Here is a 21,252-nt window from a genome sequence, read left to right as displayed (position 1 = left end):
TGATCATGTGACCGAGCAGCACACACCGAGTTCCCTGATCCTCACCTTCTACGGCGCCTACGGGCGCGCGGAGTTGGCGGGCCGGGTGCCGGTGGCCGCGCTCATCCGGCTGATGGGGGCGGTGGGCGTGGACCCGCCGTCGGTCCGGTCCGCGGTCTCCCGGCTCAAGCGGCGCGGCCTCCTCGTGCCCGACCGGGTCGGCGGGGCCGCCGCGTACGCGCTGTCCGACGACGCGCGGCTGCTGCTCGCGGACGGCGACGGGCGAATCTACGGGGTCGGCGCCGCGCCCGATCCCGACCCGGAGGACTGGCTGCTCGCCGTCTTCTCGGTGCCGGAGTCCGAGCGGCACAAGCGGCATCTGCTGCGGTCCCGGCTGGCCGGTCTCGGCTTCGGTACGGCCGCGCCCGGTGTGTGGGTGGCGCCCGGCGCGCTGCACGAGGAGACCCGGCACGTGCTGCGGCGGCTCGAACTGGCCCCGTACGTCGACCTGTTCCGCGGCGCGCACCTCGGTTTCACCGCGACCGAGGAGGCGGTACGGCGCTGGTGGGATCTGGACGCGCTGGCCGCGCTGCACCACACCTTCCTGGCGGCGCACGAGCCGGTGCTGGGGAGGTGGTCGGCCAAGTCCGAGGTCGGGGCCGAGTCCGGGGCCGAGGCTGAGTCCGAGGTTGGGGCCGGTGAGCCCTCGCCCGAGCGGGCCTTCGGGGACTATCTGCGCGCGCTCGACACCTGGCGCCGCCTGCCGTACGCCGACCCCGGCCTGCCCCCGGCGCTGCTGCCCGCGGACTGGCCGGGCATCCGCTCGGCGGCGGTGTTCACGGCCCTGCATGTGCTGCTGCGCGACCAGGGGGCGCGCTTCGTGGCGGACCAGTAGCCCGGCCCTTTGCGCTCAGGAGTCCAGCGCCAGGCGGGGTTTCGGCCCGTCCGTACGGCCGGTGGGCGGCGGGCGGCGGCCCGCGAGGTACGGGGTGGGCCAGGGTGCGCCGGGGCCTTCGTAGGACTGGTCGGCGGCGGCGTGCAGTGTCCAGTGCGGGTCGTACAGGTGCGGGCGGGCCAGCGCGCAGAGGTCGGCGCGGCCCGCGAGCAGCAGGGAATTGACGTCGTCCCAGGAGGAGATGGCGCCGACCGCGATCACCGGCAGGCCCGTCTCGTTACGGATCCGGTCGGCGTACGGCGTCTGGTAGGAGCGTCCGAAGGCGGGCCGCTCGTCGGCGACGACCTGGCCGGTGGAGACGTCCACGGCGTCGGCGCCGTGCTCGGCCAGCGCGCGGGCGACGGCGACGGCGTCGTCTCCCGTGGCACCGCCCGGTGCCCAGTCGGTGGCGGAGATCCGTACCGTCAGCGGCCGGTCGGACGGCCACGACTCCCGTACCGCGTCCAGGACTTCGAGCGGGAAGCGGAGCCGCCCCGCGAGGTCGCCGCCGTAGCGGTCGGTGCGGTGATTGGTCAGCGGGGACAGGAAGGAGGAGAGCAAGTAGCCGTGGGCGCAGTGCAGTTCGAGCAGGTCGAAACCGGCGCGGGCGCCGCGCTCGGCCGCCGCCGCGAACTGGTCGCGGATCTGCGCGAGTTCGTCCGCGCGCAGGGCGTGCGGCACCTGGTTGACGCCTTCGCGGTACGGCAGCGGCGAGGGGGCGACCAGCGGCCAGTTGCCGTCGGGCAGCGGCTGGTCGATGCCGTCCCACATGAGGCGGGTGGAGCCTTTGCGGCCGCTGTGGCCGAGTTGGAGGCCGATGGCGGTGCCGGTTCCGCCGACGCCGGTCCCACCAGCGCCGGTTCCGTCCGGGCCGCTCGCACCCGCGCCGGACCCGCCCGCGCCGCCCTGCTGGTGGACGAAGTCGGTGATCCGCCGCCAGGCGGCTTCCTGTTGGCCGTTCCACAGGCCGGTGCAGCCGGGGGTGATCCGGCCGCGCGGGCTGACGCAGACCATCTCGGTCATCACCAGACCGGCCCCGCCGAGGGCCCGCGCGCCCAGGTGGACGAGGTGGAAGTCGCCGGGCACGCCGTCCCGCGCCACGTACATGTCCATCGGTGACACGACGACGCGGTTGCGCAGCGTCAGGCCGCGCAGCCGGAAGGGGGTGAACATCGGCGGTGTGCCGGGCGGCGCCCCGAAGCCGCGCTCGACGCGGTCGGTGAACTCCCGGTCGCGCAGCCGCAGATTGCCGTGCGTGACGCGGCGGCTGCGGGTCAGCAGATTGAACGCGAACTGTGTCGGCGGCTGGTCCACGTAGCTGCCGAGCCGTTCGAACCACTCCAGACTGGCCAGCGCCGCCCGCTGCGTGCTCTCCACCACCGGCCGCCGCTCGCTCTCGTAGGCGGCCAACGCCGTTTCGGTGTCGGGCTGTTCGCGCAGGGAAGCGGCGAGCGCCAGCGCGTCCTCCATGGCGAGCTTGGTGCCGGAGCCGATGGAGAAGTGCGCGGTGTGGGCGGCGTCGCCGAGCAGGACCGTACGGCCGTGCCGCCAGCGCTCGTTGACCACGGTGGTGAAGGGCTGCCAGCGGGAGCGGTTGGCGTGCAGGGCGCGGCCGTCGAGGAGGCGGGCGAAGAGCTTTTCGCAGGCGGCGATGGTGGCGGCGGTGGCGGCTTCCGTATCGGACCCGTTCGCCGTGACCTCAGCGCCGACGACGCCGACAGCGCCGACAGCACCTTCGGCGGCCTCGCGGTCGAAGCCCGCGCGCCGCCAGACGTCCTCGGTCATCTCGACGACGAAGGTGCTGGCGCCCGGCCGGTACGGGTAGGCGTGGGCCTGCATCACACCGTGCGGGGTCTCCAGGATCTCGAAGCGGAAGGCGTCGAGCGGGAGGTCGGCGGAGAGCCAGATGTAGCGGCAGCCGTGGGTGGTCAGGCGCGGGCGGAAGACGTCGGCGTGCGCGGCGCGGGTGGCGCTGTGGGCGCCGTCTGCGGCCACCACGAGGTCGTGGTCGAGGGCGAGCCGGTCGGCGGAGGGGGCCGGGGTGCGGACGCGGACGTCCACGCCGAGGTCGCGGCAGCGCTCGTACAGCAGCGCGAGCAGCCGGCGCCGGTCGAGGGCCGCGAAACCGTGGCCGCCGGAGCGGGTGAGGCGGTCGCGGTGCCGGATGTCGATCGCTTCCCAGCGGACGAACTCCTCGCGCATGGCGGCGTAGACGGCCGGATCGGCGTTCTCGATGCCGCCCACGGTCTCGTCGGAGAAGACGACGCCGAAGCCGAAGGTGTCCTCGGGCGCGCCGCGTTCCCACACCGTGACCGTGCGGTCCGGGTCGAGGCGCTTGAGGAGCGCGGCGGCGTAGAGGCCGCCGGGGCCGCCGCCGATGACGGCGACGCGCTGGGCACGGCGGGCGCCCGCGGTCCGGTGACCGCCCGGCATCGCTAGTGGCCTTCCCACGTCGGCTCGCGCTTCGCGGTGAAGGCCGCGTGGAATTCGGCGTAGTCGCTGCTGGTCATGAGCAACGCCTGGGCCGCGGCGTCCATTTCGACGGCGGCGCCCAGCGGCATGTCCAACTCGGCGGTGAGCAGCGCCTTGGTCTGCTGGTGGGCCAGCGCCGGGCCCGCCGCCAGCCTGCGGGCGAGCGCGGCGGCGGCCTCGTCGGCGCCGCCCTCCGGCGCCGACTGGCTGACCAGGCCGATCCGCTCCGCCTCCGCCGCGTCGACGCTGTCGCCGAGCATCAGCAGCCGGGTGGCGTGGCCGAGCCCGACGAGCCGGGGCAGCAGATACGCGGCGCCCATGTCGGCGCCCGACAGGCCGACGCGGGTGAACAGGAAGGCGAAGCGCGCGGAGGGCTCCACGATCCGGAAGTCGGCGGCGAGGGCGAGCACCGCGCCCGCGCCCGCGGCGATGCCGTGCACGGCGGCGATCACCGGGAAGGGCGCCTCGCGGATCGCCCGGACGACCTGTCCGGTCATCCGGTTGAACTCCAGCAGCTCGCCGGTGCCCATGGCCAGGGTGGCGCCGATGATCTCGTCCACGTCGCCGCCCGAGCAGAAACCGCGGCCCGCGCCGCCGAGGACCAGGGCGCGGGTCCCGCCCTCCCTGGCCAGCTCGGCCAGCAGGTCGCGCAGGTCGGCGTAGGCGCCGAAGGTCAGTGCGTTGAGCCGCTCGGGCCGGTCGAAGGTGACGGTGACGACGCCCTCGGCCCGGTCGACGCGCAGATGGCGCCAGTGGCCGGTGGGGCTCGCGGAGCTGGGATACGGACTCATGCGCGGCCTCCTCGTCCCGACGTTATCACCTGTTTGTGACTGTCGTCAGGAGGGCGAGACAAGGAGGGGGCGGGGCGCGAACACGGGCGGAACGAGAGCGGCGCCCGCGCCTGGTACGGGCAGGAGGTCCGTCCGCTCGCGGGCCTTTGGTCCCTACGACCTCCTTCCGGACGCCTCTGCTGACCGTATTGTCCGATTCCTAAGGTGGAGGACATCGGGGTGAGCGAGCCCCCGCCCCGTCCGGATCGGAGTAGCGATGACCAGCCCCACCCGCACCGCAGGCGAGTTCCCCGACCGGCCGACGGTCTGGCGGATCGACCTGCCGCACTCCCCCGCCGCCGTCCCGCTGGCGCGCGCCATGGTCCGTACCGTCCTGGTCGAACTCGGTCAGGACACCGGCCCCGACACCGACACCGCGGAGCTCCTCACCGCCGAGGTCGTGGCCAACGCCGTGGAGCACACCCCGCCGGGCGCGATCGAGCTGTTCGTGGAGCTGCTTCCGCACGGCTTCCAGGTCGAGGTCCACGACCAGGGCCTGGACTTCCCCGTCGGCCTCAATCTCCTGATCCCCGCCCAGCCCGACCCCCCGTGCCACGACGAGCTGGCCGAGCACGGCCGCGGCCTGATCCTGATCCGCGCGCTGAGCGCCGACTCCGGCTGCCGGCTGACCGGCACCGGCAAGGCCGTCTGGTTCACCCTGCACTGACCGCCGGGGCGGCCGGGCCTGGCCTCAGGACCGGGGCGGCACCGGGCTCAGGCCAGCGTCGCCACCAGGACCGCCTTGATGGTGTGCATACGGTTCTCCGCCTGGTCGAAGACGACCGACCGGTCGGATTCGAAGACCTCGTCGGTGACCTCCAGCGAGGTCAGCCCGGTGCGCTGGTGGATCTCGCGGCCGATCGCGGTGCCCAGGTCGTGGTACGCGGGCAGGCAGTGCATGAAGCGCACGTCCGGGTTGCCGGTGGCGGCGAGGACGTCGGCGGTGACGGCGTACGGCGCGAGCAGCGCGATCCGCTCGTCCCAGACCTCCTTCGGCTCGCCCATCGACACCCACACGTCGGTGTGGACGAAGTCGGCGCCGCGCACGGCCTCGGTGACGTCCTCGGTGAGGGTGAGGCGGGCGCCGGAGACCTCGGCGAGGCGGCGGGCCTCGGCGACCACGGACTCCCGCGGCCACAGGGTGGCGGGCGCGGCGACACGTACGTCCATGCCCAGCAGCGCGCCCGTGATCAGCAGCGAATTGCCCATGTTGGAGCGGGCGTCGCCGAGGTAGGCGTATGCGATGCCGGTGAGCGGCTTCGCGCTGTGCTCGGTCATGGTGAGGACGTCGGCGAGCATCTGGGTGGGGTGCCAGTCGTCGGTGAGGCCGTTCCACACGGGGACGCCCGCGTGGGCGGCCAGCTCCTCGACGACGTCCTGGCCGCTGCCCCGGTACTCGATGCCGTCGAACATCCGGCCCAGCACGCGGGCGGTGTCCTTGACCGACTCCTTGTGTCCGATCTGCGAGCCGGACGGGTCGAGGTAGGTGGTGGACGCGCCCTGGTCGGCGGCGGCGACCTCGAAGGAGCACCGGGTACGGGTGGAGGTCTTCTCGAAGACCAGCGCGATGTTACGGCCGCGCAGCCGCTGCTCCTCCGTGCCCGCCTTCTTCGCCGCCTTCAGCTCCGCGGCCAGCTCCACCAGGTGGCGGAACTCCTCGGGCGTGAAGTCCAGCTCCTTGAGGAAGTGGCGGCCCTTGAGGTCGACGGCCATGCGGGGACTCCTAGGTCGGGGTGCGGGACGAACAGGACTGGAAGTCTATACGTAGATCGGCATTCTTATACAGACCCCTCCCGCGCCGCACACGCACCCCGCCGCGATCAGGCGTTCAGGCCCCGCCCCGCCTCCGACCAGGCGTTCGGGCCGCCCCTCAGCTACGGTCGGGCGTTCAGACCGCGTCCCGCTCGATCGGGCAGCTCATGCAGCGCGGGCCGCCCCGGCCCCGGCCCAGCTCGCTGCCCGGGATCTCGATCACCTCGACGCCGCGCTTGCGCAGAAACGTGTTGGTGGTCGCGTTGCGCTCGTAGGCGACGACCACGCCCGGCTCCACGGCCAGGACGTTGCAGCCGTCGTCCCACTGCTCGCGCTCGGCGGCGTGCACGTCCTGCGTCGCGGTGAGCACGTCGATGGAGTCCAGGCCGAGGGCCGCCGCGATGGCCCGGTGCATGTGCTCGGGCGAGTGGTCGGTGACCTTGAGGTCGCCCGCGCCCGAGCCCGGCTCGATGGTGTACGAGGGCAGCATCCCCAGCCCCGCGTACTGCGTGAACGTGTCGCCGTCGACCATCGTCATCACCGTGTCGAGGTGCATGAAGGCCCGCCGCTTCGGCATGTCCAGGGCCACGATGGTCTGCGCGGAGCCGGCCTCGAACAGCCCCTGCGCCAGCATCTCCACGGCCTGCGGGGTGGTGCGCTCGCTCATCCCGATCAGCACGGCGCCGCTGCCGATGACCAGGACGTCGCCGCCCTCGATGGTGGACGGGTAGTCGGCCTGCCCCTCGGACCAGACGTGGAAGCCGCCGCCGGAGAACAGCGGATGGTGCCGGTAGATCGCCTCGAAGTGCACCGTCTCGCGCTGCCGGGCGGGCCACCGCATGGCGTTGATGCTGACGCCGTCGTAGACCCAGGCCGAGGTGTCGCGGGTGAAGATGTGGTTGGGCAGCGGGGCGAGCAGGAAGTCGTCCAGGTCCATGGCGTGGAAGCGGACGGAGACGGGTTCGGCGAAGCGCTCCAGGAATTCGCGCTTGGTCATGCCGCCGATCAGCGCCTCGGTCAGCTCCACGACGCCCAACCGGTCGAACGCCTCCCGCAGATGGGGCGTGGCCAGCGGTCCGTACTCCTTGGCGTCGAAGACCCGGTCCAGGACCAGCTTCTTGGCCTCGGGCACCAGCATCGACTCGCGCAGCAGGTCGCCGAAGAGGTGGACCTCGACGCCCCGGTCGCGCAGCACGTCCGCGAAGCCGTCGTGCTCGGCGCGGGCCCTGCGCACCCACAGGACGTCGTCGAAGAGCAGCGCGTCCTTGTTGCTGGGGGTCAGGCGCTTCAGTTCGAGGTCGGGGCGGTGCAGTATGACGCGGCGCAGCCGCCCGGTCTCGGAGTCGACGTGGAATCCCATGCCTCCATCCTGACCACCGCGCCCGCGATTCACGCGCCCCGGCGGCAGGACGCGCCGCGCGCGCCCCGTCAGCCCGCGCCAGCGCACCCCGGCGGGTACGCCGAACTCCCCATCTCGTCTTCTTGACGATAAGAGGATCGCTCGATATCGTCGCACTGACGAGAAGGAGGGGCCCACCATGGCCGACATCACCAGGCGCTTCGGCTGGCGCCATCTGCGTTCGGCGCCCACCGCGCACATCTGCCACCACTCGCGCGGCGCGCTCGTGCACGACGGGCCCGGCCTCAGCTTCTGGTACCGGTCGCTGACCGCGGCCCTCTCCGAAGTGCCGGTCGACGACCGCGAGTTGGCGATGTCCTTCCATGCCAGGACCTCCGACTTCCAGGACGTCAGCGTGCAGTCGACCGTGACGTACCGGATCAGCGCCCCGGCCACCGCAGCCGAGCGCCTGGACTTCTCCATCGACCCCGACACCGGGATCTGGCGCGGCGCCCCGCTGGAACAGCTCGCCACCCTGCTCACCGAGACCGCCCAGCAGCACGCGCTCGACGTCCTGGCCCGTACCGCGCTGGCGTCCGCGCTGGTCGACGGCGTGGCGGCGGTACGGCAGCGGATCGCCGACGGGCTCGCCGACGAGCCGCGACTGGCCACCACCGGCATCGAGGTCGTCGCCGTGCGCGTGGTGGCGATTCGGCCGGAGCCCGAGGTGGAGCGCGCGCTGCGGACGCCCGCCCGCGAGCAGATCCAGCAGGAGGCGGACCGGGCCACGTACGAGCGGCGGGCCGTCGCCGTCGAGCGCGAACGGGCCATCGCCGAGAACGAGTTGGCCAGCCGGATCGAACTGGCCCGGCGCGAGGAGCAGTTGGTCGAGCAGCACGGTACGAACGCGCGCCGCGAGGCGGAGGAGAACGCGGCGGCCGACGCCGTGCGCGCCGAGGCCGAGGCCGCCCGGCTCGTCCGCCTCGCCCGCGCGAAGGCCGAGGCGGCGCGCGAGGCGGGTACGGCGCGCGCCGAGGCACAGGCCGGGTGGCTGCGGGTGCACGGCGACGTGGATCCGGCGACGCTGCACGCGCTGGCGCTCAACCGGGTCGCGGAGAATCTGCCGCGGATCGACAGCCTCACGCTCACCCCCGACATGCTCACCGGCCTGGTGGAACGGCTCGGGCGCCCCAGCGGCGGCGGCGCGGTCCCGGGCTCCGGTGGTGAGCGGCGGTGAGCCTCGCCCCGCGCGCGGTGCTGGTGCACCGGGTCAGCGAGTACGAGGAGTTGCTGGCCCGGCACGGCACCCACGGCCAGGCGGCGTTCTTCCTCTCCTCGCGCGGCCGGAGCATCCAGGAGGTGCGCGAACGCCATCAGCGCGGGCGGGCCGCGCTCGCCGAGGTGGCCGCGGCGGTGCCGTTGCGGTGGCGGCAGGCGCGGGTGGAGCGGGCCGATCTGGACCGCTTCCTCTTCGCGCCGGAGGACGTGGTCGTGGTGATCGGCCAGGACGGGCTGGTCGCCAACGCCGCCAAGTACCTGTCGGGGCAGCCGGTGGTGGGGATCGACACCGACCCCGGCCGTAATCCGGGCGTGCTCGTCCGGCACCGGGCGGGCGACGCGGGCAAGCTGCTCGACTCCGCCGCGCGCGGCGGCCGGGCCGACGAACTGACCATGGTGGAGGCCGTCGCCGACGACACACAGCGGCTGCTGGCGCTCAACGAGATCTACCTCGGACCGCCGGGACACCAGACCGCCCGCTACCGGCTCGGTCCCGACGACGACGCCGCGCCCGCGGAAGCCCAGGCGTCATCGGGCGTTCTGGTGGGTACAGGCACGGGTGCCACGGGTTGGCTGCGGTCGCTGTGGCAGGAACGCGGCAGCGGCCTTCCGCTGCCGGGTCCCGCGGAGCCGCGGCTGCTGTGGTTCGTCCGCGAGGCCTGGCCCTCCCCCGCGACCGGCACTTCGCAGGTCGCGGGCGTGCTGGCCGCGGCCGACCGGCTCCGGCTGACCGTCGAGTCCGACCGTCTGGTCGCCTTCGGCGACGGCATGGAGTCCGACGCGCTGGAGCTGACCTGGGGTCAGACCGTACGCCTCGGCCGGTCGGCGACGGCGCTGCGGCTGCTGGGGTAGGACCGGTTCGGCACACGGGGATCGAGCCCGGTCGGACCGCCCACCGGAGGGGTGTGGGCGGCCCGACCGTTCGACGGGCACAGCTCACGGCGTCACAGCCGGGGGTCGACCGGCTCCGACTCCAACGCCAGTACGGCGAAGACCGCCTCGTGGACGCGCCAGAGCGGTTCGCCGGCCGCCAGCCGGTCCAGCGCCTCCAGGCCGAGCGCGTACTCGCGCAGGGCGAGCGAGCGCTTGTGGCCGAGGAAACGGGACCGCAGCCGCTCCAGGTGCTCCGGACGGGTGTACTCGGGACCGTAGATGATCCGCAGATACTCCCGGCCGCGGCACTTGATGCCCGGCTGCACCAGCCGCCCCTTCTCGGTGCGGACCAGCGCGGCGAGCGGCTTGACGACCATGCCTTCGCCGCCCGCGCCGGTCAGTTCGAGCCACCAGCGCACTCCGGCCGCGACCGACTCCTCGTCCGTGGTGTCGACCAGCAGCCGCCCGGTGGTCCTGAGCAGCCCGGTGGGGTCGGCCTCGACCAGCCGGTCGATGAGCGCCAACTGCTCGTCGTGCGGGAGCGCGGCGAGGCTGCGGCCCTGGACGGCGAGGAGCTGGAACGGCGCCAGCCGTACGCCGTCGAGCCCGTCGGTGGTCCAGCAGTACCGGCGGTAGGCGTCGGTGAACGCCGCCGCGTCCGACGCCCGTTCGCGCTGTCTGCCCAGCAGGTCCGCGACGTCGGTGCCGCGAGCCGCCGCGGCTTCGAGCGCGCTCAGGGCGGCGGGGAAGACCGCGCCGCCCGCGGCGCCGACGGCCGCGTACTGCTTGCGCAGCAGGCCGGACGCCTTCAGCGACCAGGGCAGCAGCTCGGCGTCGAGCAGCAGCCAGTCCGTGGACAGCTCGTCCCACAGTCCGGCCGCCGTGACGGCCGCGCGCAGCCGGGCCAGCACCTCCTCGGTGACGGCCCCGTCGTCGAAGAACGGCCGCCCGGTACGGGTGTGCACCGCGCCGGTCGTGCCGTCGGGCGCGTCGAAGCGCTTCCGCGCGGCGGCCTCGTCACGGCAGACCAGGACGACCGCGCGGGAGCCCATGTGCTTCTCCTCGCAGACGACCTGGGCGACACCGCTCTCGCGGTAGTCGGCGAAGGCGTCCGCCGGGTGCTCCAGCCAGCCCTCCTGCCGCGAGGTCGCGCAGGGCGACATCGTCGGCGGCAGGTAGGCGAGCAGGCGCGGGTCGACGGCGAAGCGGCTCATCACCTCAAGGGCCGCCGCCGCGTTCTCCTCGCGGACGGCGAGCCGTCCCATCTGCCCGGTCTCCACGATCCGCCGCCCGGTGACGTCGGCGAGGTCGAGCGGGCGCCCGTCATGGCCACCGGGCGCCTCGACCACGAGCGGCTTGGCCGGCTCGTACCAGACCCGCTCGGCCGGTACGTCCACGATCTCGCGCTCGGGCCAGCGCAGCGCGGTCATCTTGCCGCCGAAGACCGCCCCGGTGTCGAGGCAGATGGTGTTGTTGATCCAGGACGTGTTCGGAACCGGGGTGTGGCCGTAGACCACGGCGGCGCGCCCGCGGTAGTCCTCGGCCCACGGGTAGCGCACGGGCAGGCCGAACTCGTCGGTCTCGCCGGTCGTGTCGCCGTACAGCGCGTGCGAGCGGACCCGGCCCGAGGTGCGGCCGTGGTACTTCTCGGGCAGACCCGCGTGGCAGACCACCAGCTTGCCGCCGTCCAGCACGTAGTGGCTGATCAGACCGTCGATGAAGGCCGCGACCCGCTTGCGGAACTCCGGGTCGCGGGCGTCCTCGCGCTCCAGCTGCTCGATGGTCTCGGCCAGTCCGTGGGTCTGCTGCACCTGGCGGCCCTTGAGGTAGCGGCCGAGCTTGTTCTCGTGGTTGCCGGGCACGCACAGCGCGGTGCCCGCCTCGACCATGCCCATGACGCGGCGCAGCACACCGGGGCTGTCCGGGCCGCGGTCGACGAGGTCGCCGACGAAGACGGCGGTGCGCCCCTCGGGGTGCGTGCCGTCGGCGTAGCCCAACTCGGCCAGCAGCGTCTCCAGTTCGGAACTGCACCCGTGGATGTCGCCGATGATGTCGAACGGCCCGGTGAGGTGCGTCAGGTCGTTGTAACGGCGCTCGGTGACGATCTCGGCGGAGTCGATCTCCTCGGTGCCGCGCAGGACGTGCACCTTGCGGAAGCCCTCGCGCTCCAGGCCCCGCAGCGAGCGGCGCAGTTCGCGCTGGTGCCGCTGCACGACGTGGCGCGGCAGCGAGGCCCGGTCGGGGCGCCCGGCGTTGCGCGCGACGCAGACCTGCTCGGGTACGTCGAGGACGACGGCGATCGGCAGCACGTCGTACTCGCGGGCCAGCTTGATCAACTCCCTGCGGCTCTCCGCCTGCACGTTCGTGGCGTCCACGACGGTGCGGCGGCCCGCCGCGAGCCGCTTGCCCGCGATGTAGTGCAGGACGTCGAAGGCGTCGGCGCTGACGCTCTGGTCGTTCTCGTCGTCGCTGACCAGGCCGCGGCAGAAGTCGGAGGAGATGACCTCGGTGGGCTTGAAGTGCCGTGCGGCGAAGGTGGACTTGCCGGAGCCGGTGGCGCCGATCAGGACGACGAGGGACAGGTCGGTGACGGGCAGCGTGCGCGGTGCGGTCATGCCGCCGCCTCCTTGCCGGTGGTCGTGGTCGCAGTCGTGTGACGGGTGTCGGTCGTGGGCGCGGCGATCGTGAAGACCGCCATCTGGGTGGGCGGGCCGACCTCGGGGTCGTCGGGGCCGACGGGGGTGAAGGCGACGTCGTAGCCGTGCCGGGCGGCGACCGTCGTCGCCCAGCCGCGGAACTCCTCGCGGCTCCACTCGAAACGGTGGTCGGCGTGCCGGACATGGCCCGCGGGCAGCGACTCCCACCGCACGTTGTACTCGACGTTCGGCGTCGTCACGACCACGGTCCGCGGCCGGGCGGAGCCGAACACCGCGTACTCCAGGGCGGGCAGCCGCGGCAGGTCGAGGTGTTCGACGACCTCGCTGAGCACGGCCGCGTCGTAACCCTTGAGCCGCGCGTCGGTGTACGCCAACGAGCCCTGGAACAGCGTGACCCGCGCCGCCTGCCGTTCGCTCAACCGGTCCAGGCGCAGCCGCCGCGCCGCGCTGCCGAGCGCCCGCACCGATACGTCGACGCCGACGATCTCCGTGTACCGCACGTCCTTCAGCAGCGCGCCCACCAACTGGCCCTGCCCGCAGCCCAGGTCGAGCACGCGCGTGGCCCCGGCGTCGCGCAGCGCCCCGAGGATCGCCTCGCGCCGCTGAACGGCCAGCGGCGTCGGCCGCTCCTGCGCCTCCTCGCCGTCCGGGCCCACGGTGTCCTCGACCGCGTTGTCGATGGCCTCGACCTCGATGTCGTCGGCGTCCGCCAGCCGGGCCAGCTCAAGCCGCTCCATCGCCTGCCGGGTCAGCGCCCAGCGCCGCGCCAGATAGCGGCTGGTGATCAGCTTCTGCTCCGGGTGCTCCTCCAGCCACCCCTCGCCGAACCGCAGCAGCTTGTCCACCTCGTCCGCCGACACCCAGTAGTGCTTGGCGTCGTCGAGCACCGGCAGCAGCACATAGATCTGCCGCAGCGCGTCCGCCAGCCGCAGCTCCCCTTCGAGCACCAGCCGTACGTACCGCGAGTCGCCCCACTCGGGGAACCGCGTGTCCAGCGCCACCGGCTCGGCCTCCACCCGCCAGCCCAGCGGCTCGAACAGCCCGGCCACCAGCGCGGGGCCGCCGCGGGCGGGCAGCACCGGCACCTCGATCCGCAGCGGCAGCGGCGCCGCCGCCCGCTCCGGCATCGTGCGGCACTCGCCGCGCAGCGCGCTGGAGAAGACGGTACGCAGCGCCACCGCGAGCAGCGACGAGGCCGCGTAGGGCCGGTCGTTCACATACTGCGCGAGCGCGGAGTCGGGCGCGCCGCCCCGGCCTTTGCCCTTGCCCTTCCCCCGGCGCGCCAGCGCGGGCGGATCGATCTCCAACAGCAGCGCGGCGGTGGTCCGCTCGACCGACGCCTCGGGATAGAAGACGTGCGCGTTGCCGTAGGAGGTGGAGAAGGTCTGCGCCTTCTCCGGGTGCTTGTGCAGCAGAAACCCCAGGTCAGTAGCCGGGGCAGCCGCGGTGCCGGTGGTGGAGATCGTCAGGAACACCTCACCGAGTATTCTCTTCCGGCCGCCCCCCGACCAGGGGATTTTCCCGGCCCTAGCCGCCGCCCAGCACCTTCGACAGGGCGCTGATCCGGGCCGGGCCCACTCGGCAGCAGCCGCCGATCAGGCGGGCGCCCGACCGTTCCCAGGCGGTCACGCGGGCCGGGGAGAAGGTGGCGGTGCCGTCCCAGCGGCGGAGGCCGGCGTCCCAGTGCTCGCCGCTGTTGGGGTAGACGACGACGGGCTTGCCGGTGACCGTCGCCGCCGCCTCCACCGCATGGTCCGCGTCGGCGGGCGCGCAGCAGTTGACGCCCACCGCGATCACCTCGTCGCGGCCCGCGGCCACCGCGAAGGCGTCCGCCAGGGGCTGCCCGGCCCGGGTACGGTCGCCGTCGACGGTGTAGGAGAGCCAGACCGGCACGCCGGTCCCCTCGGCCGCCCGCAGCATGGCCTCGGCCTCGTCGGTGTCCGGCACCGTCTCCAGGGCCAGGACGTCGGGACCGGCCGCCGCCAGGGTCTCGATCCGCGGCCGGTGGAAGCGCTCCAGCTCCCGCACGCTCAGCCCGTACCGCCCGCGGTACTCGCTGCCGTCCGCGAGCATCGCCCCGTACGGCCCGACCGACGCCGCCACCCGCACGTCGGTCCGGCCCGCGCCCGCCCGCCGGGCCAGCTCCACGCTGCGGGTCAGCAGCGCGGACGCCTCGGCCCGCCCGATGCCGCGCCGGGCGAACCCCTCGTAGGTGGCCTGGTAGCTGGAGGTGATCAGCACCCGGGCGCCCGCCCGCACATAGGCGGTGTGCGCGGCCTCGATCTGCTCCGGGGCGTCGGCGAGCAGCCGGGCGGACCAGAGCGGGTCCGACAGGTCGCAGCCCTGGTCGGCGAGTTGGTTGGACAGCCCGCCGTCCAGGACCAGTGCCCTCCCGGCGGCGGCCGGGAAGAGCGGTGCGGGCGGGGTGGTGGGCATCGCGGCCTCAGCCCACCTGGGTCCTGACCTGGGACGAGATCAGCTCCAGGTGGTCGAGGTCGGACAGGTCGAGAATCTGGAGGTAGAAGCGGGTGGAGCCCTGTTCCGCGAACTGCCCGATCCGGTCGACGACCTCGGCGGGCGTGCCCGCCAGCCCGTTCGCCTTCAGCTCGTCCACCTCCCGGCCGATCGAGGCGGCCCGGCGGGCCACCTCGGCGTCGTCCTTGCCGACACAGGCCACCAGGGCGTTGGAGTACACCAGGTCGTCGGGGCCGCGCCCGGCCGCCTCCGCCGCCGCGCGCACCCGGCCGATCTGGAGCCCGCTGTCCTCGACCGAGGCGAACGGGATGTTGAACTCGGTCGCGTAGCGCGCCGCCAGTTCCGGTGTCCGCTTGGCGCCCATGCCGCCGATCAGCACCGGGACCTTCGCCTGCGCGGGCTTGGGCAGCGCGGGCGAGTCCTTGAGCTGGTAGAACGTCCCGTCGTAGTCGAAGGTCTTGCCGACCGGGGTCTCCCACAGGCCGGTGACGATGGCCAGTTGCTCCTCAAGGCGGGCGAACTTCTCCTTCGGGAAGGGGATGCCGTACGCCGTGTGCTCCTCCTCGAACCAGCCCGCGCCGAGGCCGAACTCGACCCGTCCGCCCGACATCCGGTCCACCTGGGCGACCTGGATCGCCAGCACACCGGGGAGCCGGAAGGTGCCGGCCGTCATCAGGGTGCCGAGCCTGATCCGGCTGGTCTCGCGGGCGAGTCCGGCCAGGGTGATCCACGCGTCCGTGGGTCCCGGCAGTCCGGTCCCGTCGCCCATCTTCAGGTAATGGTCGGAGCGGAAGAAGGCGTCGAATTCCAGGTCTTCGGTCGCCTTCGCGACGGTGAGCAGGGTGTCGTACTCGGCACCTTGCTGGGGCTCGGTGAAGATTCGCAGATCCATTCCTCCATCCTGCCCCCATCACGGCGATCTCCGTCAACGGTCCACCTCCCGGGTCAGCGCGCGCACGCGGTCCTTGGCCTCGTCCACCGCGTCCAGTGCTTCGATGCAGTTCCAGTACGCCGCCTCGTCCTCCGCCGTGCAGGTGATGGCGACCAGCGACAGGCCGATCTCGCCGAGCAGCGCGCGCAGGGCCCGCAGCGTGCCGTGCGGGTCGCGCACCCCGGTCAGCCGTGCGGCCCGCGGCGGGTCGCCGCCTGACGCGCCCACCACCGGTCCCGGCCCGGCGCGGACCACCGGCCGCTCGTGATCGGCGGTGAGCAGCCGTCCCACGGCCTCGGTCAGCTCGAACGCCTGCCATGCCTCCGCGATGACGTCGTCCGGCTGCGGCGATCGGCTCATCACGCGCTCCGCCTGGGCCACCAGTCGCGCTGCGTCCATGTCCCGCACCCCCTCTGTCCTGCGGCGATCCCTTCGCCGTTACTCAGAGTGACAGAATTTCGCGGGTGCGGAAAGGCCCCTCGGGAGATCTGTGGACAACTGCGCGCCTGTGGAAAACCTCGTCACCCGGACGAGGGATCGGCCCGCGGGAACCGCAGCTCGTTGCGGTCGATCTTCGCCGCCAGCGCGGCCAGCACGTCGATGCCGAGCACTTCGCAGAATTGCAGCAGGTACGCCAGCACGTCCGCGACCTCGTCGCGGACCCGGTGCGCGGTCCCGTCGTCCGCCATCACCTCCGCCGCCTGTTCCGGGGTGAGCCACTGGAAGATCTCCAGCAGCTCCGCGGCCTCGACGCTCAGCGCGGCGGCGAGGTTCTTGGGCGTGTGGAACGGCTGCCAGTTCCGGGCCGCGGCGAAGGAGGCGAGGCGGCGCTGGAGCGCCGCGAGATCGGGTGCGTCGGTTTCTTCGGTCACCCCGACTGGTCTACCGCATCCTCGCGGCGACGTGGCCTCGGGACCCCGAGCGCGGTGACCGAGACACCGCCGATCCCCTCCGCGAAGCTCGCGTCCTGGACGGTGCCCAGCAGCCGGATGTGCCCGCGTTCCGCGGCCGGGCCCGCCAGCCGCAGCAGTTCGCTCAGTTGACGACGGTCCAGTCCGTGGTCGAGGCCGTCGCCCAGCACGGTCAGCACCTGACTGGCGGGCAGCAGCTCCGTACTCGTGTCGACGTCCAGCACTCCGGGGCCGGTGAGCAGCACCAACGCCAGCGCGAGGAAGCGGAGTTCGCCGTCGCCGAGGCGGTCCACCGGGACCAGGCCGAGCGGGCCTCGGTCCACCGCGGCGATCACGGCGTCCACCGCACGCGCCGTTTCCGCCACCGACCCGCCGCCCGCGCGGGCGCCCTCCGCCGTACCGGCACCGGTACGCGGACCGGCGCACGTACGCCCGCCTGCGCCCGTGCTCGCGGCGGCGCCCGCAGCCAGCGCCGTGATCCCCTCCACCGGCGGACTGCACACCGCGCGCACCGCGTTGACCAGCGCCGCGTGCCGGGTGCCGCACTCGCCTTCCGTCCTGGCCAGGACGGCGGACAGATTGTCGCAGGAGGCGCGCAGCCGTCCGTCGCCGACCGGGACGGGGCCGCGCATCAGCTCGGGGCGCGGTGCGATCGGGAAGACCCCGCGCAGCGCCACGACGACCTGTTCCGCGGCGGCCAGCACCAGGCGCTGCCCGTCGGTGCGTCCGGCGACGCGCAGCGGCAACAGGGCCGTGGCGAGGCGGTCGTCGGGCAGCGGCGCGCGGGTGACGGCGACCAGGCCCGCGGTGTGCCAGGCGGCCTGCACCGTGGGGCGTTCCGGGTCGCGCAGCGCCGTCGTCAGCAGCGTCTCGCCCGCGCCGGTCAGCCGCTCGCCGACGATCCGCAGCGTGGGCTCCGCCTGGACGGCGACGTCGAGCCGCACGGGACCCACCGGGCCGGTGACCGTGCAGCCGATCCGGAAGCCGCGCCGTCCCTGCGGGTCGGGCTGCGCGTCCTGCGGTACGCACGCCGCCGCGCCACCGCGCACCACGGACTCGAAGACCTCGTCGAGCCCGTCCCCGCAGGCCAGCCGACCGAGCGCGGCCAGCGCCTCCAGCACGCTCGACTTGCCGGTGCCGCTGCCCCCGCAGAGCAGGGTGAGCGGCCCGAGTCCGAACGACGCGCCCCGGTGCGATTTGAAGGCCGACAGCCGCAGTTCGGTGACGACGGGCCTGTCATGGATGCTGGTCATATGCGCGAACGTAACCAGGCCCCGGCCTGCCGAACCGTTCCAGCGACCGTACCGTCCTCCGAACGAGGGACATCGCGCATGATTCGCGCGACGCCGCGCTTGCCCCGGCACCACCCGGAATCGACCGATTGTCAGTGCCGGCCGCTAGCGTGGCGATCGTGACGACCAAGGCCACCGGCGCCGAAACCAACACCAAGACCAACACCAGGACCAGCACCCGCACTAGTAAGAGCACGACCCCGGATACGGATACGGACACGGATACCCGCTACGTCGCGCTGCTGCGCGGAATCAACGTCGGCGGCAAGAACAAGCTGCCCATGCGGACCCTGAGGGACCTGCTGGCCTCCATCGGCGCCGCCGACATCCGCACCCACCTCCAGAGCGGCAACGCCGTCTTCACCCACGCGCAGGCCGATCCGGGGCGGCTGGCGGCGGATTTGGAGCAGCGGATCAGCGACGAATTGGGGCTGACCGTCGCCTGCCTGATCCGTACCGGCGCGGACCTCCGGCGGGTCGTGGACGCCAACCCGTTCCCGATGGACGGGGTGAATCCGTCGCGCTTCATGGTGACGTTCCTGTCGGGGCCCGTCCCCCTCGACAAGCTGGCGGCGATCGACGCGGCGGCGTACGCGCCGGACGAATTCCGTCCCGGCCGGAGCGAGATTTACGGCCACTTCCCCGGCGGTGTGCACAATTCCAAGCTGGCCGCCCAGTTCTCCGACCGCCGCCTCGGCCTGACGGCGTCCACCCGCAACTGGAACACGGTCACCAAACTGGTGGCGATGAGCGAGGAATAGCCTGATGCCATGAACGCCGATCGTGTCGACTGGACGTCGGTCGCGGCCGACGGATTCCCCTTCCCCGAGGGCGTCCCCGCGCCACGGCTCGCCGCCGAGCTGTCCGTCATGCTGACGTCCCCGGACCCCGGGACACGCGACGACCACGCCTATACCGGCGCTGCCCGCTGGATCAGGGACGGGCGTCTCGACGCCGTCCTCGAAACGCTCGGGGACGACGCGGCCGGCCGTCTCACCCACCCGGAGGTTCAGGCCAGGGCCTTCGCACCGCTGATCATCTGCTCCGTGCTGACGCGGGGCGACGCCGTGCCCGGGCTCGTGCCGCGAGAGGCGGCGGAGCGCTGGTACGCGCGGTTCTCGGCCTGGTATCCGGCCGAGCGCGACACCCGCGGCTGGGACGACGCGCTGGGCTGGCTGCACGCCGTGGCACACGGCGCCGACGCCGCCGCCGCGTTCGCGAAGGCCCTGCCGGAGCGCCGCACCGGCCTGCTGGAGCTGTGCGCCCGCAGGATGACGGTCGAGCAGACCGACTACCGCTACGCGCAGTTGGAGGACGCGCGGCTGGCCCGCGCGCTCACCCGTATCCTCCAGGCCCCCGGACTGACCGTCGAGGAGGCCACCGACTGGCTGACCGTCGTTCACAAGGCCCTGGAGGGCGGCGGACCCGGCGCGGTCCCGGTCTGGGCGTTCAACACCTTCGCCACCCTCCAGTCGCTCCATCTGCACCTGATACGCGGCATCGCCGACGAGGGCGTCCCGCCGCACGCGCGGGAGGTCGCCGCACGCGTCGCCGACCTCCTGCGCCTGCCGTACTACTGGCTGGCCTGAGGCTGCCGGCCGACCGTCGCCGAGCGGCCGGCCCGCGGGCGGGCCTCCGGCTGGTCGAGCCCGAGGCCGTTGAGGACGCCTTGCAGGTAGCCGATCGCGTGGGCCCGGCCGCGGCTGCAGTACGCCTCGGAGGAGATGTCGCCCCAGGTGTCGAGGTCGCCGATCATCGCCGGGACGTGGTCGTCGATGAGGAACCCGTCGAATCCGGAGTCCTCAAGACGGCGGATGACCCGCGCCGGGTTGAAGTTGCCCTCGCCGAGGAAGCACTCGCTGAAGCGGGGCACGGTGCCGCGGACGTCCCGGAAGTGGACGTAGAAGATGGACGGCCCCAGCAGGTCGATGACCTCGTTGACGCTCTCCTCGCCCGCCATCTCCGACACCGTGCCCAGGCAGAGGTTCAGGCCCCAGGACGGGCTGCCGCCCGCCTGGTCGCGGGCCCGTCCGATGGCGGCGGGCGAGGTGAAGATCCGGGCGATGCCGCCCAACGGCACGTCGACGGGCGGGTCGTCGGGGTGCAGGGCCAGCCGTACGCCGACCTCCTCGGCGACGGGCAGGACGGCGTCGAGGAAGTACTGGTGGTTGGCCCACATCCGGTCGGCCGTGGCCGGCTCGTCGACGGGGTGGTCGGGGGTGAGCCGGTATCCGGCGAGCGCGTTGCCGCGGGAGACGTCCGCCAGGTCGAAGGCGCTGACCTTGGCGCCGCCGCGGCCCGCCGCCGCCATGTCCGTGCGCCAGACGTACGTGGCGAGGAAGTTGTAGCCGAGCAGGTCGATGCCCACGGCGGCGAGGTTGCGGATGGTTCTGAGGTAGTTCTCGATCTGCTCGTCGCGGCCCGGCAGTCCGCGCTGGATCTTCCAGAAGTGCGCGAGCGGTACGTTCTCCAGGCCGTCGATCGCGAGGCCGTCGGCCTCGCAACGGTCCTTGAGGGCCCGCAGTTCGGACTCGCTCCAGAAGCCGTCCTCGCCGGGCAGCAGGTCGGGGGTGTGGAGCTGGACGCCGGTGAGGCCGAGTTGGCGCGCGAAGGTCGCCACCCGCGCGTCGTAGGTGTCGATGTGTCCGAGCGAGAGTCGTATGGTCATGCCCGGCCGACCCGCTGCCGCTGACGGCCCAGCCCGTCGATCTCCAACTCCATGGTGTCGCCCTCCTTGAGGTAGGGGAAGCGGCCCGACAGCGCGACGCCTTCGGGCGTGCCGGTGTTGATGACGTCGCCCGGTTCGAGGACGGTGAACTGGCTCAGCTCGTGGATCAGCGTGGCGACGTCGAAGATCATGTCCTTGGTGCCGGACGCCTGGCGGGGTTCGCCGTTGACCCAGGAGCGCAGGCCGAGGGCCTGGGGGGACGTGATCTCGTCCGGGGTGACCAGCCAGGGACCCAGCGGGTTGAACGTCTCGCAGCTCTTGCCCTTCGACCACTGGCCGCCGCTGGTCTCCAGTTGCAGGGCCCGCTCGGACACGTCGTTGGAGATCGTGTAACCCGCCACGTGGGCCAGGGCGTCGGCGGGCGAGTCGAGGTAGCGGGCCCGGCGTCCGATGACGATCGCGAGCTCGACCTCCCAGTCCGTCTTGGCGGAGCCGCGCGGCAGCAGGACGTCGTCGTCCGGTCCCACGACGCAGTGCGGTGACTTGTAGAACACGACCGGCGCCTGGGGCGGTGCGGCGCCCGATTCCGCCGCGTGCGCCGCGTAGTTCATGCCGACGCAGAGCACGACGCCGGGGCGGGCGACGGGCGGGCCGACGCGCTGCCCGGTGACGTCGACGGCCGGCAGGCCGCCCGCCTCGATCGAGTCGCGCAGCCGGCCGGGGCCGTCGCCCGCGAGGAAGGCGCCGTCGATGTCGTCGGTGAGCGCGGACAGGTCGAGGTGGCGGCCGTCGGGAAGCAGGGCGACGGGCCGTTCGGCCCCGGGTGGGCCGACACGCATGAGCTTCACGGTGATCCGTTCG

General features: G+C 73.1%; 19 protein-coding genes. 6 read left to right on the top strand and 13 right to left on the bottom strand.

The window, feature by feature from the left end:
- The first annotated feature begins 7 nt into the window (after positions 1-7).
- On the top strand, positions 8-874 hold the full coding sequence (locus tag ABZX65_RS15035) for a PaaX family transcriptional regulator C-terminal domain-containing protein (RefSeq protein ID WP_355338588.1): 867 nt from the start codon (positions 8-10) through the stop codon (positions 872-874).
- Positions 875-889: 15 nt separating this feature from the next.
- On the opposite strand, the gene ABZX65_RS15030 is transcribed toward ABZX65_RS15035, so the two are convergent.
- Together ABZX65_RS15030 and ABZX65_RS15025 are read right to left on the bottom strand one after the other, a co-directional pair.
- Entirely contained in the window at positions 890-3,346 is a 2,457-nt protein-coding gene (locus ABZX65_RS15030; protein WP_355338586.1) for an FAD-dependent monooxygenase, read from the bottom strand.
- 2 nt (positions 3,347-3,348) lie between these two features.
- Positions 3,349-4,176, bottom strand: a complete 828-nt coding sequence (locus ABZX65_RS15025; RefSeq protein ID WP_355338583.1) for an enoyl-CoA hydratase family protein — start codon at positions 4,174-4,176, stop codon at positions 3,349-3,351.
- Positions 4,177-4,432: 256 nt separating this feature from the next.
- Here ABZX65_RS15025 and ABZX65_RS15020 point away from each other — a divergent pair, with 256 nt between their 5' ends.
- Positions 4,433-4,882 (top strand): ATP-binding protein, encoded by a 450-nt coding sequence (locus ABZX65_RS15020; RefSeq protein WP_355338580.1) that lies wholly within the window; start codon positions 4,433-4,435, stop codon positions 4,880-4,882.
- Positions 4,883-4,929: 47 nt separating this feature from the next.
- On the opposite strand, the gene argF is transcribed toward ABZX65_RS15020, so the two are convergent.
- Both argF and ABZX65_RS15010 read right to left on the bottom strand, forming a co-directional pair.
- Positions 4,930-5,928, bottom strand: a complete 999-nt coding sequence (gene argF, locus ABZX65_RS15015; RefSeq protein WP_355338577.1) for an ornithine carbamoyltransferase — start codon at positions 5,926-5,928, stop codon at positions 4,930-4,932.
- Between the two features lie 175 nt (positions 5,929-6,103).
- Entirely contained in the window at positions 6,104-7,327 is a 1,224-nt protein-coding gene (locus tag ABZX65_RS15010; RefSeq protein ID WP_355338574.1) for an arginine deiminase, read from the bottom strand.
- Between the two features lie 178 nt (positions 7,328-7,505).
- On the opposite strand from ABZX65_RS15010, the gene ABZX65_RS15005 reads away from it, so the two are divergent.
- Positions 7,506-8,543, top strand: coding sequence for an SPFH domain-containing protein (locus ABZX65_RS15005; protein WP_355338571.1), 1,038 nt, complete (start codon positions 7,506-7,508; stop codon positions 8,541-8,543).
- Positions 8,540-9,436: a hypothetical protein gene (locus ABZX65_RS15000; protein ID WP_355338568.1), complete on the top strand. Its 897-nt coding sequence runs from the start codon at positions 8,540-8,542 to the stop codon at positions 9,434-9,436. Before ABZX65_RS15005 ends, ABZX65_RS15000 begins: the two co-directional genes overlap by 4 nt.
- Before the next feature lie 92 nt (positions 9,437-9,528).
- Here ABZX65_RS15000 and ABZX65_RS14995 read toward each other — a convergent pair whose 3' ends face one another.
- The 7 genes from ABZX65_RS14995 to ABZX65_RS14965 form a co-directional block, all read right to left on the bottom strand.
- Entirely contained in the window at positions 9,529-12,072 is a 2,544-nt protein-coding gene (locus ABZX65_RS14995) for a polynucleotide kinase-phosphatase (RefSeq protein WP_355338565.1), read from the bottom strand.
- A complete protein-coding gene (locus tag ABZX65_RS14990; RefSeq protein WP_355338562.1) occupies positions 12,069-13,589 on the bottom strand; it encodes a 3' terminal RNA ribose 2'-O-methyltransferase Hen1 in 1,521 nt (506 codons plus the stop codon). The genes ABZX65_RS14995 and ABZX65_RS14990 overlap by 4 nt, the downstream gene beginning before the upstream one ends.
- A gap of 52 nt (positions 13,590-13,641) precedes the next feature.
- Complete coding sequence (gene mmuM, locus ABZX65_RS14985; protein WP_355338561.1) at positions 13,642-14,550, bottom strand: homocysteine S-methyltransferase; 909 nt, start codon at positions 14,548-14,550, stop codon at positions 13,642-13,644.
- Between the two features lie 7 nt (positions 14,551-14,557).
- Entirely contained in the window at positions 14,558-15,481 is a 924-nt protein-coding gene (locus ABZX65_RS14980; RefSeq protein ID WP_355338558.1) for an LLM class F420-dependent oxidoreductase, read from the bottom strand.
- 33 nt (positions 15,482-15,514) lie between these two features.
- Positions 15,515-15,919 (bottom strand): DUF6099 family protein, encoded by a 405-nt coding sequence (locus ABZX65_RS14975; RefSeq protein WP_355338556.1) that lies wholly within the window; start codon positions 15,917-15,919, stop codon positions 15,515-15,517.
- Between the two features lie 122 nt (positions 15,920-16,041).
- A complete protein-coding gene (locus tag ABZX65_RS14970) occupies positions 16,042-16,392 on the bottom strand; it encodes a nucleotide pyrophosphohydrolase (protein WP_355338553.1) in 351 nt (116 codons plus the stop codon).
- Positions 16,389-17,684 carry an ATP-binding protein gene (locus ABZX65_RS14965; RefSeq protein ID WP_355338550.1) on the bottom strand — a complete coding sequence of 432 codons (1,296 nt, stop codon included), beginning with the start codon at positions 17,682-17,684 and terminating at the stop codon, positions 16,389-16,391. The genes ABZX65_RS14970 and ABZX65_RS14965 overlap by 4 nt, the downstream gene beginning before the upstream one ends.
- Before the next feature lie 158 nt (positions 17,685-17,842).
- Between ABZX65_RS14965 and ABZX65_RS14960 the strand changes: the two genes are divergently transcribed.
- Both ABZX65_RS14960 and ABZX65_RS14955 read left to right on the top strand, forming a co-directional pair.
- The gene (locus ABZX65_RS14960; protein WP_355338548.1) at positions 17,843-18,484 is read left to right on the top strand and encodes a DUF1697 domain-containing protein; all 642 of its coding nucleotides are present in this window, start codon (positions 17,843-17,845) and stop codon (positions 18,482-18,484) included.
- A gap of 9 nt (positions 18,485-18,493) precedes the next feature.
- A complete protein-coding gene (locus tag ABZX65_RS14955; protein WP_355338545.1) occupies positions 18,494-19,312 on the top strand; it encodes a DUF2785 domain-containing protein in 819 nt (272 codons plus the stop codon).
- On the opposite strand, the gene ABZX65_RS14950 is transcribed toward ABZX65_RS14955, so the two are convergent.
- Together ABZX65_RS14950 and ABZX65_RS14945 are read right to left on the bottom strand one after the other, a co-directional pair.
- Positions 19,297-20,391, bottom strand: coding sequence for a mannonate dehydratase (locus tag ABZX65_RS14950; RefSeq protein ID WP_355338542.1), 1,095 nt, complete (start codon positions 20,389-20,391; stop codon positions 19,297-19,299). The two genes, ABZX65_RS14955 and ABZX65_RS14950, sit on opposite strands and share 16 nt — an antisense overlap.
- Entirely contained in the window at positions 20,388-21,239 is an 852-nt protein-coding gene (locus ABZX65_RS14945; protein ID WP_355338539.1) for a fumarylacetoacetate hydrolase family protein, read from the bottom strand. Before ABZX65_RS14945 ends, ABZX65_RS14950 begins: the two co-directional genes overlap by 4 nt.
- Positions 21,240-21,252 lie beyond the last annotated feature (13 nt).

Origin of the sequence: Streptomyces sp. NPDC003300 (assembly GCF_040610915.1) — a bacterium.
Taxonomy (GTDB): Bacteria; Actinomycetota; Actinomycetes; order Streptomycetales; family Streptomycetaceae; genus Actinacidiphila.
Note: the sequence above shows the minus strand (reverse complement) of the source record. Positions and strands in the feature narration are given on the sequence as shown.

Coding starts and splice junctions, on each gene's coding strand:
- ABZX65_RS15030 (WP_355338586.1), bottom strand. CDS start 3,346: ATGCCGGGCGGTCACCGGACCGCGGGCGCCCGCCGTGCCCAGCGCGTC.
- ABZX65_RS15025 (WP_355338583.1), bottom strand. CDS start 4,176: ATGAGTCCGTATCCCAGCTCCGCGAGCCCCACCGGCCACTGGCGCCAT.
- ABZX65_RS15020 (WP_355338580.1), top strand. CDS start 4,433: ATGACCAGCCCCACCCGCACCGCAGGCGAGTTCCCCGACCGGCCGACG.
- argF (WP_355338577.1), bottom strand. CDS start 5,928: ATGGCCGTCGACCTCAAGGGCCGCCACTTCCTCAAGGAGCTGGACTTC.
- ABZX65_RS15010 (WP_355338574.1), bottom strand. CDS start 7,327: ATGGGATTCCACGTCGACTCCGAGACCGGGCGGCTGCGCCGCGTCATA.
- ABZX65_RS15005 (WP_355338571.1), top strand. CDS start 7,506: ATGGCCGACATCACCAGGCGCTTCGGCTGGCGCCATCTGCGTTCGGCG.
- ABZX65_RS14995 (WP_355338565.1), bottom strand. CDS start 12,072: ATGACCGCACCGCGCACGCTGCCCGTCACCGACCTGTCCCTCGTCGTC.
- mmuM (WP_355338561.1), bottom strand. CDS start 14,550: ATGCCCACCACCCCGCCCGCACCGCTCTTCCCGGCCGCCGCCGGGAGG.
- ABZX65_RS14980 (WP_355338558.1), bottom strand. CDS start 15,481: ATGGATCTGCGAATCTTCACCGAGCCCCAGCAAGGTGCCGAGTACGAC.
- ABZX65_RS14975 (WP_355338556.1), bottom strand. CDS start 15,919: ATGGACGCAGCGCGACTGGTGGCCCAGGCGGAGCGCGTGATGAGCCGA.
- ABZX65_RS14965 (WP_355338550.1), bottom strand. CDS start 17,684: ATGACCAGCATCCATGACAGGCCCGTCGTCACCGAACTGCGGCTGTCG.
- ABZX65_RS14955 (WP_355338545.1), top strand. CDS start 18,494: ATGAACGCCGATCGTGTCGACTGGACGTCGGTCGCGGCCGACGGATTC.
- ABZX65_RS14950 (WP_355338542.1), bottom strand. CDS start 20,391: ATGACCATACGACTCTCGCTCGGACACATCGACACCTACGACGCGCGG.